General features: G+C 67.6%; 10 protein-coding genes. 6 read left to right on the top strand and 4 right to left on the bottom strand.

The features are described 5' to 3' along the window. Window positions 1-11: 11 nt before the first annotated feature. The 3 genes from R9B84_RS07380 to R9B84_RS07370 are packed head-to-tail and all read left to right on the top strand — an operon-like array spanning window position 12 to window position 3,304. Window positions 12-2,216: an FUSC family protein gene (locus tag R9B84_RS07380; protein ID WP_423759792.1), complete on the top strand. Its 2,205-nt coding sequence runs from the start codon at window positions 12-14 to the stop codon at window positions 2,214-2,216. Continuing rightward, window positions 2,213-2,416 carry a DUF1656 domain-containing protein gene (locus R9B84_RS07375; protein WP_011351756.1) on the top strand — a complete coding sequence of 68 codons (204 nt, stop codon included), beginning with the start codon at window positions 2,213-2,215 and terminating at the stop codon, window positions 2,414-2,416. Before R9B84_RS07380 ends, R9B84_RS07375 begins: the two co-directional genes overlap by 4 nt. A 12-nt stretch (window positions 2,417-2,428) precedes the next feature. Beyond that, complete coding sequence (locus tag R9B84_RS07370) at window positions 2,429-3,304, top strand: HlyD family secretion protein (RefSeq protein WP_014897260.1); 876 nt, start codon at window positions 2,429-2,431, stop codon at window positions 3,302-3,304. Window positions 3,305-3,340: 36 nt separating this feature from the next. Here the strand turns inward: R9B84_RS07370 and R9B84_RS07365 are convergent, their stop codons facing one another. Beyond that, entirely contained in the window at window positions 3,341-4,333 is a 993-nt protein-coding gene (locus tag R9B84_RS07365; RefSeq protein ID WP_423759791.1) for an EpsG family protein, read from the bottom strand. 227 nt (window positions 4,334-4,560) lie between these two features. After that, window positions 4,561-6,234: a methyl-accepting chemotaxis protein gene (locus tag R9B84_RS07360; RefSeq protein ID WP_423759790.1), complete on the bottom strand. Its 1,674-nt coding sequence runs from the start codon at window positions 6,232-6,234 to the stop codon at window positions 4,561-4,563. 402 nt (window positions 6,235-6,636) lie between these two features. Here R9B84_RS07360 and R9B84_RS07355 point away from each other — a divergent pair, with 402 nt between their 5' ends. Then, a complete protein-coding gene (locus R9B84_RS07355) occupies window positions 6,637-7,875 on the top strand; it encodes an MFS transporter (protein WP_423759789.1) in 1,239 nt (412 codons plus the stop codon). A 66-nt stretch (window positions 7,876-7,941) separates the two neighbouring features. Here R9B84_RS07355 and R9B84_RS07350 read toward each other — a convergent pair whose 3' ends face one another. Both R9B84_RS07350 and R9B84_RS07345 read right to left on the bottom strand, forming a co-directional pair. Then, the gene (locus R9B84_RS07350; protein WP_423759788.1) at window positions 7,942-8,739 is read right to left on the bottom strand and encodes a 5'-methylthioadenosine/adenosylhomocysteine nucleosidase; all 798 of its coding nucleotides are present in this window, start codon (window positions 8,737-8,739) and stop codon (window positions 7,942-7,944) included. Beyond that, on the bottom strand, window positions 8,736-11,099 hold the full coding sequence (locus R9B84_RS07345) for a UvrD-helicase domain-containing protein (RefSeq protein ID WP_423759787.1): 2,364 nt from the start codon (window positions 11,097-11,099) through the stop codon (window positions 8,736-8,738). Before R9B84_RS07345 ends, R9B84_RS07350 begins: the two co-directional genes overlap by 4 nt. 213 nt (window positions 11,100-11,312) lie before the next feature. Between R9B84_RS07345 and R9B84_RS07340 the strand changes: the two genes are divergently transcribed. Both R9B84_RS07340 and galU read left to right on the top strand, forming a co-directional pair. Next, entirely contained in the window at window positions 11,313-14,180 is a 2,868-nt protein-coding gene (locus R9B84_RS07340) for a valine--tRNA ligase (protein ID WP_423759786.1), read from the top strand. A gap of 87 nt (window positions 14,181-14,267) precedes the next feature. Continuing rightward, on the top strand, window positions 14,268-15,152 hold the full coding sequence (gene galU / locus R9B84_RS07335; RefSeq protein ID WP_423759785.1) for a UTP--glucose-1-phosphate uridylyltransferase GalU: 885 nt from the start codon (window positions 14,268-14,270) through the stop codon (window positions 15,150-15,152). Window positions 15,153-15,172 lie beyond the last annotated feature (20 nt).

Here is a 15,172-nt window from a genome sequence, read left to right as displayed (position 1 = left end):
GAGCGCCCGCCATGTCAGCCTCCTCCCCCGCTTCCAGGCACGCCGGCGGTCCGCTCGCGGCCTGGTCCGCCGCGTTCGGCGACTGGGCCCGCAGCGACGGCGCTGCGTGGCTCTACTTGTTCAAGGCGCTGCTCGCCGCATTCATCGCGACCGGCGTGTCGATGCGGCTCGACCTGCCCGCGCCGAAAACGGCGATGACCACGGTGTTCATCGTGATGCAGCCGCAAAGCGGCGCGGTGCTCGCGAAAAGCTTCTACCGCGTCGCCGGCACGATCTTCGGGCTCATCGCGACGCTCACGTTCGTCGGGCTGTTCCCGCAGCAGCCGCAGCTGTTCCTGCTGGCGGTCGCGCTGTGGGTCGCGCTGTGCACGGCCGGCGCCGCGCGCAATCGCAACTTCCGCAGCTACGGCTTCCTGCTGGCCGGCTATACGACCGCGCTGATCGGGCTGCCCGCTGCGCTGCATCCGGACAGCGCATTCATGAGCGCGATGACGCGCGTTGCCGAAATCATGGTCGGGATCGTGTCGGCCGGCGTGGTCAGCGCGCTCGTGTTTCCGCAATACACGGGCGAGCAGATGCGCACGACGGTGCGCAAGCGCTTCGGCAGCTTCGTCGACTATGTTGCTTCGGCGCTGTCGGGCAAGCTCGACCGCGCGCATATCGAAACCATCCATACGCGCTTCGTCGCCGACGTGGTCGGGTTCGAGGCCGCGCGCAGCATGGCCGTGTTCGAGGATCCGGACACGCGGATGCGCAGCGGCCGCCTCGCGCGACTGAACAGCGAGTTCATGAGCGCGTCGAGCCGGTTCCATGCGCTGCACCAGCTGATGAACCGGCTGCATGCGGCCGGCGCGCAGGCCGCGATCGACGCGATCGAGCCGTACTTCCGCGAGATCGCGCCGCTGCTGATGACGCGCGCCGGCGAACCCGTGCGCACGTCGGCCGACGCGGGGCATGCGGCCGAGCAACTGCTCGCATGGCGCGACGCGCTGCCGCGCCGCATCCGCGCGACGCGCGCGGCGCTCGAAACGCAGCCGGACTTTCCGCTGCTCGACTTCGATACGGCCGCCGAGCTGCTGTACCGCTTCATCACCGACCTGCACGAGTACGCGGCGACCTACGCGTCGCTGTCGACCGCGACGCACGAACGCGAACGCTGGATCGAACGCTACGAGCCGCGCACCAACATGACGGCGATGGTGATCGCGGCGATCCGCACCGCGACCGTGATCCTCCTGCTCGGCTGGTTCTGGATCGAGACCGCGTGGCCGAGCGGCGTGACGATGACGCTGACGGCGGCGGCCACCTGCGCGCTCGCGTCGTCGACGCCGCGCCCGACCGCGATGTCCGCGCAGATGGGCATGGGGACGGCGCTCGCCGTCTGCACGGGTTTCCTGCTGACGTTCGGCATCTATCCGTACATCGACGGCTTCCCGCTGCTGTGCGTCGCACTCGCGCCGCTGCTCGCGATCGGCATCTTCATGACGCTGAAGCCGAAGCTCGCGGGCTACGGGATGGGCTACCTGATTTTCTTCAGCTTCCTCGCCGGCCCGGACAACATCACGCACTACGACCCGACCAGCTTCATGAACGACGCGCTCGCGCTCGTGCTGTCGATGCTGGTGTCGGCGATCGCGTTCGCGGTGCTGTTCCCGCCGACCGCGCCGTGGCTCAAGAAGCGGCTGTTCGCCGACCTGCGCCACCAGGCCGTCGCGGCCGGCCATGCGCGGCTCGCCGGCTTGCGCACGCGCTTCGAGAGCGGCGCGCGCGACCTGATGTACCAGGCCCATACGCTGTCGGCCGACCAGCCCGACGTGCAGCGCGACGCGCTGCGCTGGATGTTCGCGGTGCTCGAAACCGGCAACGCGACGATCGACCTGCGCCACGAGCTGGCGACGCTGCCGCCCGACCCGCGCTATGCGCCGTCGATGCCGTGGCGTCGTGCGATCGAGACGATGCGCTCAGCCCTTTCCGCGCTGTTCACGAAACCGACCGCCGACCGTTTCGATGCGACGCTCGCCGCGACCAATGCGGCAATCGACGCGACCCGGCAAGCGCTCGACGTGTTCGCACCGACGCGCGACGAGCGCCACCGGCTGCAGCGCATCCTGAGCCATCTGCATTTCGTGCGCACGGCGCTGCTCGATCCGGAATCGCCGCTCGAGCCGCTCAACCGCAACCGCCCCGTGCGTCCCCAACCAGGAGCCTCGTCATGATGCCGCGTGAAATCGCCATTCTCGATGCCTACATGCCCACGGTGGTGCTGATGTTCGTCCTCGGCGCGCTCGCGACCTGGGCCGTCGACCGCCTGCTCGCCTACACGGGCCTCTACCGTCTCGTCTGGCACCCGTCGCTGTTCCGGGCCTGCCTTCTCGTCTGCATTTGCGGCGGACTGAGTCTTGCCGTTTACCGTTGATTCCGAACCATCATGATTCTCAGAAAACTCTTCGGCTTCGTCGCGACCGCCGTCATCCTTCTCGTCGCGATCCTGATCGGGCGCTCGCTGTGGGTGCACTACATGGACGATCCGTGGACGCGCGACGGGCGCGTGCGCGCCGAGATCGTCAACGTCGCGCCGGACGTGTCGGGCGCGATCGTCGAGCTGCCCGTGCATGACAACCAGCTCGTGAAAAAGGGCGACCTGATCATGCAGATCGACCCGTCGCACTACCAGATCGCGGTCGAGCAGGCGCAGGCGGCCGTCGCCGCCCGCCGTGCGGAACTGCAGATGCGCCGCGACGACGCGGCCCGCCGCGCCGATCTCGATGCGCTGGTCGTGTCGAAGGAAAACCGCGAGAACGCGGCGCACAGCGCGTCGAGCGCCGATGCGCAGTACCAGCAGGCGATCGCCGCGCTCGACGCCGCGAAGCTCAATCTCGAGCGCACGCGCGTCGTCGCGCCGGTCGACGGCTACATCACGAACCTGCAGACGTTCAAGGGCAATTACGCGGTGGCCGGCCAGGCGAAGCTCGCGATCGTCGACAGCCATTCGTTCTGGGTCTACGGCTACTTCGAGGAAACCAAGCTGCCGCGCGTGAAGATCGGCGCGCCGGCCGAAATGCGGCTGATGAGCGGCGGCGTGATGAAGGGCCACGTCGAAAGCATCTCGCGCGGCATCTACGATCGCGACAACCCGCAAAGCCGCGATCTCGTCGCGGACGTGAACCCGACCTTCAACTGGGTGCGCCTCGCGCAGCGCGTGCCGGTGCGCATCCGGATCGACGAAGTGCCGGCCGACGTGGTGCTGTCGGCGGGCACGACCTGCACGGTCATCATCGATCCGGACAAGCAGAAGAAGTCGTAAGCGTGGAGCGGCCGGGCGGCACCCCGCCCGGCCGCGTCACTCCCAGAAGAACCGGTAAGGCAGGAACGGCGACGGGCCGAGCCCGGATTCGCCGATCATGTTGCGCAACCGCATCGCGAAGCCGATGGCGCCGATCACGACGAGTGCGGCGATCACGTAGCGGCGCCGTATACCCGGCACGCGCTGCAGCGGTACGAACTGGCAGCTCATCGCGAACAGCACGAGCCACTGGAAACGCAGCCCCGCATAGCTGACTCGCGCGAGCGCGAAGCTCGCGATCTCGCAGACGAACAGAAAGCCGAGCGTGCGCGGAATGCGCGCGAGCAGCACCGCGCCGGCCGCGAGCGTCAGCAGCGCGAGCACGAGCGGCGCAATGCCCGACATCTGCGCCGGCGGCGTGAACGCTGCATAGAGGCCGACCTTGGCGAGCAGCGCGTCATGATGCATTGCGAACAGCGCGCCGCCGATAGCGACTGCCAGCCCCGCATAGCGCAGCAGGCGCAGCCGCCGGACCTGCAGCAGCACGACAAGCAGCGCCGCGGACACATGCATGCTGGCCGCCGCGGCCGCCAACGTGAACGATGCGCCGCGCCGCCGGTGCGCCCATTCGTCCGACGCGATCTTGGCCACGCAAAATGCAAGGCCATAGCGCAGCCCGCTCATCGCCATGTCGTAGAAGAACAGCGGAAAGATCAGCGTGGCGAACACGCACGCGTCCTCGGCGGTCCGCCCGAACGCGACAACACACGTGATGACGATCAGCAGCGACAGGATCGCCGTCGCGATGCGCGGATCGTGGCCGGCCCATTCGAGCGCGTGCACGAGCCACACGAAGCCGGGCTCGAGCGTGCGCGGCACGACTTTCAGGTTGCCGCTCCAGATGCCGGCCACGATGCTCTGGTAAATCGCCGTGTCGGTGCCCGTCCGGCCGCGCAGCACGGCGAACGCGGCGGCCGGTGCGATGCCCGCCGCGAGCCAACGCCACGCGTCCATGCGCTTGCGCATGCCGATCGCGGCGGAGACGAGCATGCACAGGTATCCGCTCAGGTAAATCGATACTGTCATTGTTATGAATGACCCGCTCGGTGCGCCGGCGCATCGGTGTCGATGCGCGCGCGGCGAGTTCTGGCCCCTACTGTGTGGACGCGCATTGTAGGGGATTGCGCGCCGCGCAACCGCGGATTTCGTAATCGATCGGCGGGTGGCCGGCGGGAAGCGCGCGTCGCGGGGGCGGCCGGCCCGCGACCGCGCGGCGCTCAGGCCGCGATGCGAAAACGCCCGACCAGCGACTTCAACGCCTGGGCCTGTTCATCGAGTGCGTTCGCGGCGGCAGCAGCCTGTTCGACGAGCGCCGCATTCTGCTGCGTGCCGGCGTCCATCTGCGTGACCGCGCGGCCGATCTCTTCGATCCCGGCGCTCTGCTCGTCCGATGCCGCCGAAATCTCGCCGATGATGTCGGTCACGCGCTTGACCGCGCGCACGACGTCGCCCATCGTGCGGCCCGCGTCGTGCGCGAGCGCCGCGCCGTTCGCGACGCGCTCGACCGAAGCGCCGATCAGCGCGCGGATCTCCTTCGCCGCGGTCGCCGCGCGCTGCGCGAGCAGGCGCACCTCGCCCGCGACCACCGAGAAGCCGCGCCCCTGTTCGCCGGCGCGCGCGGCCTCGACCGCCGCATTCAACGCGAGAATGTTGGTCTGGAACGCGATCCCTTCGATCGTGCCGATGATCTCGCGAATGTTCTTCGCGCTGTCGTCGATCTCGCTCATCGTCGCGACCACGCGCCCGACGACTTCCCCGCCCGTTTCCGCTACGGCCGACGCATTGGCCGCGAGCGTGCTCGCCTGCCGCGCGTTTTCGGCGTTCTGCCGCACGGTCGACGTGAGCTGCTCCATGCTGGCGGCGGTGCGTTCGAGCGCGACGGCCTGCTGCTCGGTGCGCCGCGACAGGTCGAGATTGCCGGTCGAGATCTCCCCGGACGCGGCCGCGATGGCCTCGGCGCTGACGGCGATCTCGCCGACGGTCGCCGCGAGCCCCGTCTGCATGTCGGCCAGCGCGCGCACCATGCTGTCGCGGTCGTGGCGGCCGAGCGCGATCGGCCGCGTCAGGTCGCCGCGCGCGATGTCGGCGGCAATCGCCTTCGCGTGCGCGGGCTCGCCGCCGAGCTGCGACGCGAGGCGCCGCACGACACGCTCGGCGATCATGATCGCGAGCACGATCAGCGCGGCCGTCATGACCGCGATCATCGCAAACGACGACGAGAAGATGGTTGCAGATGCATCGAGCGTCGCCTTCGACTTCTCGCCGCGCGTCTTCACAAGTATGGCGACGAGCTTTTCGAGCTTGCCGGTTTCGACCAGCAGCGACACGTCCTGCGTGCCGACCTGCCAGTTCATCTGCGACAGGTCGAGCGGCTGCGCGCGCACGAGCGCGACGAAATCGCGCAGATGCGCGCTCCACGTGCCGACGGCCGTCGAGAACGCACGCAGCCGCGCCGAATCGTCGGCGTCGGCCGGATCCGCGTAACGCTGCAGCGTGCCGAGCGCCTGGCCGATCGACGCGAGCCCCGCGCCGACCTCGGCGCCCAGCTCGTCGCGCTCCTTCGCGGTGGTCGCGGTCAGCAGCATCTTCTGTGCGCGGCTCGCCCGCAGCACCTCGGCCCGGACTTCCTGCGCCGCGCGGCTCGCGACGTGGCCCTGCTCGTAGACCGATGAGATCGACGCGTTCAGCCGGCTGATCTGCCACAGCGAAAACACGCCGATCGCCAGCGTGCCGGCCAGCAGGATCGCGAACGCGGCGCGCAAGGTCGCCTTGACGGTCCACGGCCGGCGCTCGTGACGCGCCGCGCGCGGACGCGGTGCGGCGCGACCGGCGGCAACGTCGGGTGCGGCGGCGGCCGCACCTGGCTGCGGATGCAATGATGCTGCTTTCATCGATATATCCCCGTATGGATCACGCTGCCGGAAAGGTCGGTCCCGGCGGTCCGCGATGGCAGGCCATGCCGTGCGTCCTGCGCCTGCACGGCGGGTAGCCGGTGCCGGGCGCGGCGCACCTGTGGTCATTGGGTCGTTCTACGGCCGCCACCGCCGTTTCTTGAGTCCGGTAAAACACGCACCGGGCCCGGCGCGGCCCCGCTGACAGGCAGACGCGCCGCCAGCGTTATACCCAGTCAAAAAAACGGGCAACGGCCGATCGGTCGGACGAATGTCCGATTCGCGATAAAACTTGGCCTGACATTCCCGATGCGCCACATTACACTTCTTTGACGCATCAACGATTCAAAACGCGCCGATCCCCATCAGAGCGCGCCCGCCACCTCAACTCGTTCAGCTCACATGGAAACCAGCCTCGACACCGGAGCCGCCGGCGCAGCCGCCGTGCAGCCGTCCGCGCCCCCCGCATCGCGCACCGTCTATCCGGTGCTCGGCGCGATCAGCTTCTCGCACATGCTCAACGACATGATCCAGTCGTTGATCCTCGCGATCTATCCGATGCTCAAGAGCCAGTTCGCGCTGTCGTTCGCGCAGATCGGCCTGATCACGCTCACCTACCAGATCACCGCGTCGCTGCTGCAGCCGCTCGTCGGCCTCTATACCGACAAGCGTCCGAAGCCCTATTCGCTGCCGGTCGGCATGGGCTTCACGCTTGCGGGGCTGCTGCTGATGTCGGTCGCGCCGAGCTTCCCCGTGCTGCTGGTGGCCGCGGCGCTGGTCGGCTGCGGCTCGTCGGTGTTCCATCCTGAATCGTCGCGCGTCGCGCGGATGGCGTCGGGCGGCCAGCACGGGCTCGCGCAGTCGGTGTTCCAGGTCGGCGGCAACGCGGGTTCCGCGCTCGGGCCGCTGCTCGCCGCGCTCGTGATCATTCCGCACGGCCAGCACAGCATTGCGTGGTTCTCCGCGGCCGCGCTCGTCGCGATGGTCGTGCTCACGCAGATCGGCCACTGGTACAAGAAGCATCCGTCGATGAAGAAGAAGGCCGCGGCGGCCGGCCACCCGACGCTGTCGCGCAGCCGCGTGATCGGTGCGATGGGCGTGCTGGTGCTGCTCGTGTTCTCGAAGTACTTCTACCTCGCGAGCATCAACAGCTATTTCACGTTCTACCTGATCGACAAGTTCCACCTGTCGGTGCAGGCCGCGCAGATCCACCTGTTCGTGTTCCTCGCGGCCGTGGCGGCCGGCACGCTGATCGGCGGGCCGGTCGGCGACCGGATCGGCCGCAAGTACGTGATCTGGGTGTCGATCCTCGGCGTCGCGCCGTTCACGCTGCTGCTGCCGTACGCGAACCTGTTCTGGACGAGCGTGCTGACCGTGATCATCGGCATCGTGCTGGCGTCGGCGTTCGCTGCGATCCTCGTCTATGCGACGGAACTGATGCCCGGCAAGGTCGGGATGGTCGCTGGCCTGTTCTTCGGCTTCGCGTTCGGCCTCGGCGGCGTCGGCGCGGCCGTGCTCGGCCAGCTCGCCGACGCGACGAGCATCACGTTCGTCTACAAGGTGTGTTCGTTCCTGCCGCTGATCGGCGTGCTGACGGTGTTCCTGCCGAACCTCGAAAGCAGCCGGCGCAAGAAGGCGTGACGAGCCGGCCGCGGCGTGCGCGCCGCGGCCGGTCGACCGGCTCGAATGGAGAAAACGACGGCGGCTTCAGGCCGCCGTCGTCGCATGCAGCGTCAGGAAACGCTTGAGGATGCCGGACGAATAGCTGCTCGCGATCGCCGACAGGAAGTGCGAGAACGACTGCGTCGCGTGATCGTCGGCCGTATCGGAAATCGTGCGGACGAGTGCGAACGGCACGTCGTGCTCCGCGCACACCTGCGCGATCGCGGCGCCTTCCATTTCGACCGCGAGCGCGTCCGGCAGCGCGTCGCGCAGCGCGACGACCTCGCGCTCGCTCGACACGAAGCGGTCGCCGCTGATGATGAGCCCTGCGTGCAGCGCCGCGCCGGCGAGCCCGAAGCGCTCGGCGAACAACGCGCCCTCTTCCGCGACGAATTGCGTGCAAGCATCCCTGAGACGGGCCGTCAGTGCCGCGTCGGTCGCGAAACGCGTGATGCCGAGCAGCGGTACCTCGTAGCGCGGAAAGAGCGGCGACGCGTCGAGATCGTGCTGCAGCAGCGTATCGGCCACGACGACATCGCCGACGCGCACCGTGCGCGACACGCCGCCCGCGACGCCGGTAAACACGACGCCCGCCACGCCGAACACGTGGATCAGCGCGCTGACCGTCGCGGCGGCAGCAACCTTGCCGACCCGTGCGAGCGTGACCACGCAGGCCGCGCCGTGCACGGTGCCGACGTGGTAATCGCGGCGGCCGAGCGTGACGGTCTTCATCGCGCCGTCGGCGCGCATCGCGGCGATCAGGTCGCCGAGTTCCTCGGGCAGCGCGGCCAGAATGCCGAGCGGGCGAGTCGAAGGCGTGGCAACCATGTCGATGCCCATCATTCCACCGCCTGCAGTTTCGCGACCGCGAGCGCGAGCCACTTCTCGCCGTGCCGCTTGAACTTCACCTGCGCCTTCGCATCGGTGCCGTTGCCTTCGAGCGCGGTGACCGTGCCTTCGCCGAACTTGGTATGGAACACCTGCTGGCCGACCCGGAAACCGGCATCGGCCGCGCGCTGCTTGTTCGCGAACGCGGGCAGCGGCGCGGTCACGGCCGCGTCGACGATCTGCTCGCGGCTGCCGCCGCCCGGCCGCGCGAACCAGTCGCGCCCGTACCCGGCGTTGTCCGAACGCCCGCCCCAGCGCGAACCGGCCTCGACCTTCGGCGTCAGCCACTTCAGCACGTGCTCCGGCAACTCGTCGAAGAAGCGCGAGCGCACGTTGTAGCGCGTCTGGCCGTGCAGCATCCGGCTCTGCGCGAACGACAGGTAGAGCCGCTCCTTCGCGCGCGTGATCGCGACGTACATCAGCCGGCGCTCCTCCTCGAGGCCGTCCGATTCGAGCACGCTGTTTTCGTGCGGGAACAGCCCTTCCTCGAGGCCCGTAATGAACACGGCCGAGAATTCGAGACCCTTCGCCGCGTGCACCGTCATCAGCTGCACGGCGTCCTGCCCGGCCTGCGCCTGGTTGTCGCCGGCCTCCAGCGACGCATGCGACAGGAAACCGGCGAGCGGCGTCATCGTGTCGGGGTTCTGCGCGGGATCGGCGAGCGGCGCCGGATCGAGCACGTCGACCGCCGGATCGTCCGTCGCGGCGCCAAGCTCGGGCGCCGCGATCGCGCCCGCGCGCAGCGGGATCGACCGGGCCGGCGTATCAAGCCCGTAGCCTTCCTCGGCGACGAACGCGGTGGCCGCGTTCACGAGTTCCTGCAAGTTCTCGAGGCGGTCCTGGCCTTCGCGCTCGCCCTGGTAGAAATCGGCGAGGCCGCTCGCGCGCACGACGTACTCGACCGTGTCCGGCAAATTCATCTGCTGCGTCTCGGCGCGCATCTTCGCGACCAGGTTCGCGAACCCGCCCAGGCTCGTGCCGGCCTTGCCCGTCACGTACGGGATCGCGGCCGCCATCGAGCAATCGTAGAGGCGCGCCGCATCGGCGAGCTGTTCGATCGAGCGCGCACCGATCCCGCGGGTCGGGAAGTTCACGACCCGCACGAACGCCGTGTCGTCGTTCGGGTTGTCGATCAGGCGCAGGTACGCGAGCGCATGCTTCACTTCCTGCCGCTCGAAGAAGCGCAGGCCGCCGTACACGCGGTACGGGATGCCCGACGACATCAGCGTGTGCTCGATCGAGCGCGACTGCGCGTTGCTGCGGTACAGGACGGCCACTTCGCTGCGCGCCATCCCGGTGTTGATCAGCGAGCGGATTTCTTCGACGATCCAGCCGGCTTCCTGCGAATCGGTGCTCGCTTCGTACACGCGCACCGGCTCGCCGTGGCCCGCGTCGGTGCGCAGGTTCTTGCCGAGGCGGTGCGCGTTGTTCGAGATCAGCTGGTTCGCCGCGTCGAGGATGTTGCCGTGCGACCGATAGTTCTGCTCGAGCTTGATCAGGTTGCGCACGCGGAATTCGTCTTCGAAGTCGCGCATGTTGCCGACGTTCGCGCCGCGGAACGCGTAGATCGACTGGTCGTCGTCGCCGACCGCGAAGATCGCGTTCTGGCCGCCCGCGAGCATCTTGAGCCACGCGTACTGCAGCTTGTTGGTGTCCTGGAACTCGTCGACGAGGATGTGCTTGAAGCGCGCCTGGTAATGCGCGCGCAGCGGCGCGTTGTACGCGAGCAGCTCGTAGCAGCGCAGCAGCAGCTCGGGGAAATCGACGACGCCTTCGCGCTGGCACTGCTGGTCGTACGCCTGGTACAGCTCGACGAACTTGCGGTTGAAGCTGTCGGTCGCGTCGACCTTGTCGGGACGCAGCCCCTGCTCCTTCGCGTTGTTGATGAAGTACTGGACGTTCTTCGGCGGGTACTTCTCGTCGTCGACGTTCGCCGCCTTCATCAGCCGCTTGATCGCGGACAGCTGGTCGGCCGTATCGAGGATCTGGAAGGTCTGCGGCAGGCCGGCGTCGCGCCAGTGCGTGCGCAGCATCCGGTTGCACAGGCCGTGGAACGTGCCGATCCACATCCCGCGCGTGTCGATCGGCATCATCGCCGACAGGCGCGCCATCATCTCGCGCGCAGCCTTGTTCGTGAAGGTGACGGCGAGCACGGTGGGCGGCGACGCGTAGCCCTGCTGGATCAGCCACGCGATGCGCGTGATCAGCACGCGGGTCTTGCCGCTGCCCGCCCCTGCGAGGATCAGCGCCGGTTCGTTCGGCAACGTGACGGCGGCGTGTTGTTCGGGGTTCAGATTGGCGAGCAGATCGGGCATGGAGCGGCAGCGGGCGGGCGTAAGAAAAGCGGACCCGACATTATAAGTCGGCCGCGCGATGCCGTTCCCGATCCGTTCGGACACCCGTCGCAAGCACGTTGCGGCCGCGTTGCGACGGGCCCGCGCCGGCAACGCGATGGCTGGCCGATGGGCATCCATTTATAATTGTCGGATTCGGCATCCAATTCACGCATTTTTCGGCAGATTTCCAACATGAGCGACAACACGCTTGCGAAGAGCTTCGAGCCCCACACCATCGAGTCCCAATGGGGGCCGGAGTGGGAAAAACGCGGCTATGCCGCCCCGGCAATCGACCCGTCCCGCCCCGATTTCGCGATCCAGTTGCCGCCGCCGAACGTGACCGGCACGCTGCACATGGGCCACGCGTTCAACCAGACGATCATGGACGGCCTCGCCCGCTATCACCGGATGCTCGGCGAGAACACGCTGTGGGTGCCCGGCACCGACCACGCGGGGATCGCCACCCAGATCGTCGTCGAACGCCAGCTCGACGCGCAGGGCGTGTCGCGCCACGACCTCGGCCGCGAAAAGTTCGTCGAGCGCGTGTGGGAATGGAAGCAGCAGTCCGGTTCGACGATCACGGGCCAGGTGCGCCGTCTCGGCGCGTCGACCGACTGGTCGCGCGAATACTTCACGATGGACGACAAGATGTCGGCCGCCGTGCGCGACGTGTTCGTCACGCTCTATGAACAGGGCCTGATCTACCGCGGCAAGCGCCTCGTCAACTGGGATCCGGTGCTGCTGACCGCCGTGTCGGATCTCGAAGTCGCGAGCGAAGAGGAAAACGGCCACCTGTGGCACATCCGCTACCCGCTCGTCGACGGCTCTGGCTCGCTGACCGTCGCGACCACTCGCCCGGAGACGATGCTCGGCGACGTCGCGCTGATGGTGCATCCGGAAGACGAGCGCTACGCGAACCTGATCGGCAAGCTCGTCACGCTGCCGCTGACGGGCCGCGAGATCCCGGTGATCGCCGACGACTACGTCGACCGCGAGTTCGGCACGGGCGTCGTGAAGGTCACGCCCGCGCACGACTTCAACGACTACCAGGTCGGCCTGCGCCACAACCTCGCACCGATCGAGATCCTGACGCTCGACGCGAAGATCAACGACAACGGCCCCGAGCAGTATCGCGGCCTCGACCGCTTCGATGCGCGCAAGGCGATCGTCGCCGATCTCGACGCGCTGGGTTTCCTCGACTCCGTGAAGCCGCACAAGCTGATGGTGCCGCGCGGCGACCGCACCGGCGTCGTGATCGAGCCGATGCTGACCGACCAGTGGTTCGTCGCGATGACGAAGGCGGCGCCGGAAGGCACGTTCAATCCCGGCAAGTCGATCACCGAGACGTCGCTCGACGTCGTGCGCAGCGGCCAGATCAAGTTCGTCCCGGAAAACTGGACGACCACCTACTACCAGTGGCTCGAGAACATCCAGGACTGGTGCATCTCGCGCCAGCTGTGGTGGGGCCACCAGATTCCCGCGTGGTATGGCGAGAACGGCGAGGTGTTCGTCGCGCGCAACGAGGAAGAAGCGCGCGCGCAGGCCGCCGCGAAGGGTTACGCCGGTGCGCTGAAGCGCGACGAAGACGTGCTCGACACGTGGTTCTCGTCGGCACTCGTGCCGTTCTCGTCGCTCGGCTGGCCGAACGAAACGCCTGAACTGAAGCACTTCCTGCCGTCGTCGGTGCTCGTCACGGGCTTCGACATCATCTTCTTCTGGGTCGCCCGGATGGTGATGATGACCACGCACTTCACCGGCAAAGTGCCGTTCCACACCGTCTACGTGCACGGCCTCGTGCGCGACGCGGAAGGCCAGAAGATGTCGAAGAGCAAGGGCAACACGCTCGACCCGATCGACATCGTCGACGGCATCGATCTCGAGACGCTGGTCGCCAAGCGCACGACGGGCCTGATGAACCCGAAGCAGGCCGCGACGATCGAGAAGAAGACGCGCAAGGAATTCCCGGACGGCATCGCCGCGTTCGGCACCGACGCGCTGCGCTTCACGATGGCGTCGATGGCAACGCTCGGCCGCAACGTGAACTTCGACCTCGCGCGCTGCGAAGGCTATCGCAACTTCTGCAACAAGCTGTGGAACGCGACCCGCTTCGTGCTGATGAACTGCGAAGGCCACGACTGCGGCAGCGACAAGCCGGAAGTCTGCGGCGCGGGCGACTGCGGCCCGGGCGGCTACCTCGACTTCTCGGCGGCCGACCGCTGGATCGTGTCGCTGCTGCAGCGCACCGAGGCCGACATCGCGAAGGGCTTCGCCGATTACCGCTTCGACAACGTCGCGACCAGCATCTACAAGTTCGTGTGGGACGAGTACTGCGACTGGTATCTCGAACTCGCGAAGGTGCAGATCCAGAACGGCACGCCGGAACAGCAGCGCGCCACGCGCCGCACGCTGCTGCGCGTGCTCGAAACGGTGCTGCGCCTCGCGCACCCGGTCATCCCGTTCATTACCGAAGCGCTCTGGCAGAAGGTCGCGCCGCTCGCGGGCCGCTATCCGCAGGGCCAGGCCGAGGGCGAAGCGTCGCTGATGACGCAGGCGTATCCGGTCGCCAACCTGCAGAAGATCGACGAGGCGTCCGAGCAGTGGGCGGCCGACCTGAAGGCGATCGTCGACGCATGCCGCAACCTGCGCGGCGAGATGAACCTGTCGCCGGCGACGAAGGTGCCGCTGCTTGCGGCCGGCGACGCCGAGCGCCTGCGCTCGTTCGCGCCGTACGTCCAGGCGCTTGCGCGCCTGTCGGAAGTGCAGATCCTCGCGGACGAAGCGACGCTCGACAAGGAAGCGCACGGCGCGCCGATCGCGATCGTCGGCCCGAACAAGCTGGTGCTGAAGGTGGAAATCGACGTCGCGGCCGAACGCGAGCGCCTGTCGAAGGAAATCGCGCGCCTGACGGGCGAGATCGCGAAGTGCAACGCGAAGCTCGGCAACGAGGCTTTCGTCGCGAAAGCGCCGCCGGCCGTGGTCGAACAGGAGCAAAAGCGCGTCGCCGAATTCCAGAGCACGCTCGAGAAACTGCGTGCGCAGCTCGATCGGTTGCCTGCGTAACAATCGGTAAGGCCGTTTGCGTTCACTATAATGCGAACGTGAACATAGACCGTCTGACAAGTCGATTACAGGAATAAAGGTTCGATCATGTTGAAAGTCACCAAGGCGGTATTCCCCGTCGCCGGCCTCGGCACGCGGTTCCTCCCGGCAACGAAGGCGAGCCCGAAGGAAATGCTGCCGGTCGTCGACAAGCCGTTGATCCAGTACGCGGTCGAGGAAGCGATCGCCGCGGGCATCACCGAGATGATCTTCGTCACCGGGCGCAGCAAGCGCGCGATCGAGGATCACTTCGACAAGTCGTACGAGGTCGAGGCGGAACTCGAGGCGCGCGGCAAGGAAAAGCTGCTCGAGCTCGTACGCAGCATCAAGCCGAGCCATGTCGACTGTTTCTACGTGCGCCAGCCGGAAGCGCTCGGCCTCGGCCATGCGGTGCTGTGCGCGGAGAAGCTCGTGGCGGACAACCCGTTCGCGGTGATCCTCGCGGACGACCTGCTCGACGGCAACCCGCCCGTGATGAAGCAGATGGTCGACGTGTTCGACCACTATCACAGCTCGGTGATCGGCGTCGAAGAGATCCCGCCGTCGGAGACGAAGTCGTACGGGATCGTCGACGGCAAGGAGTGGGAAGAGTCGATCGTCAAGATGTCGGCGATCGTCGAGAAGCCGGCGCCGGAAGTCGCGCCGTCGAACCTCGGCGTGGTCGGCCGGTACATCCTGAAGCCGCGGATCTTCCAGCACCTGCGCGCGCTGAAGCCGGGTGCGGGCGGCGAGCTGCAGCTCACCGACGCGATCCAGGCGCTGCTCGCCGATGAACAGGTGCTGGCCTACAAGTACCAGGGCACGCGCTACGACTGCGGCAGCAAGCTCGGTTACCTGAAGGCGACGGTCGAATTCGCGCTGCGCCATCCGGAAGTCGCCACGGAATTCGACGAATACCTGCGCACGCGCGGCGGCGCGCATCCGGCCGCCTGAACGCGGCAAGGGCTCGCCCC

Source organism: Burkholderia sp. NLJ2 (genome assembly GCF_049487195.1).
GTDB lineage: Bacteria > Pseudomonadota > Gammaproteobacteria > Burkholderiales > Burkholderiaceae > Burkholderia > Burkholderia pyrrocinia.
This window is presented reverse-complemented; position numbering and strand designations above follow the sequence as displayed.

Bases quoted from the DNA above. Each gene is read 5' to 3' on its own strand.
- R9B84_RS07380 (WP_423759792.1), top strand. From the start codon at position 12: ATGTCAGCCTCCTCCCCCGCTTCCAGGCACGCCGGCGGTCCGCTCGCG.
- R9B84_RS07375 (WP_011351756.1), top strand. From the start codon at position 2,213: ATGATGCCGCGTGAAATCGCCATTCTCGATGCCTACATGCCCACGGTG.
- R9B84_RS07370 (WP_014897260.1), top strand. From the start codon at position 2,429: ATGATTCTCAGAAAACTCTTCGGCTTCGTCGCGACCGCCGTCATCCTT.
- R9B84_RS07365 (WP_423759791.1), bottom strand. From the start codon at position 4,333: ATGCTCGTCTCCGCCGCGATCGGCATGCGCAAGCGCATGGACGCGTGG.
- R9B84_RS07360 (WP_423759790.1), bottom strand. From the start codon at position 6,234: ATGAAAGCAGCATCATTGCATCCGCAGCCAGGTGCGGCCGCCGCCGCA.
- R9B84_RS07355 (WP_423759789.1), top strand. From the start codon at position 6,637: ATGGAAACCAGCCTCGACACCGGAGCCGCCGGCGCAGCCGCCGTGCAG.
- R9B84_RS07350 (WP_423759788.1), bottom strand. From the start codon at position 8,739: ATGATGGGCATCGACATGGTTGCCACGCCTTCGACTCGCCCGCTCGGC.
- R9B84_RS07345 (WP_423759787.1), bottom strand. From the start codon at position 11,099: ATGCCCGATCTGCTCGCCAATCTGAACCCCGAACAACACGCCGCCGTC.
- R9B84_RS07340 (WP_423759786.1), top strand. From the start codon at position 11,313: ATGAGCGACAACACGCTTGCGAAGAGCTTCGAGCCCCACACCATCGAG.
- galU (WP_423759785.1), top strand. From the start codon at position 14,268: ATGTTGAAAGTCACCAAGGCGGTATTCCCCGTCGCCGGCCTCGGCACG.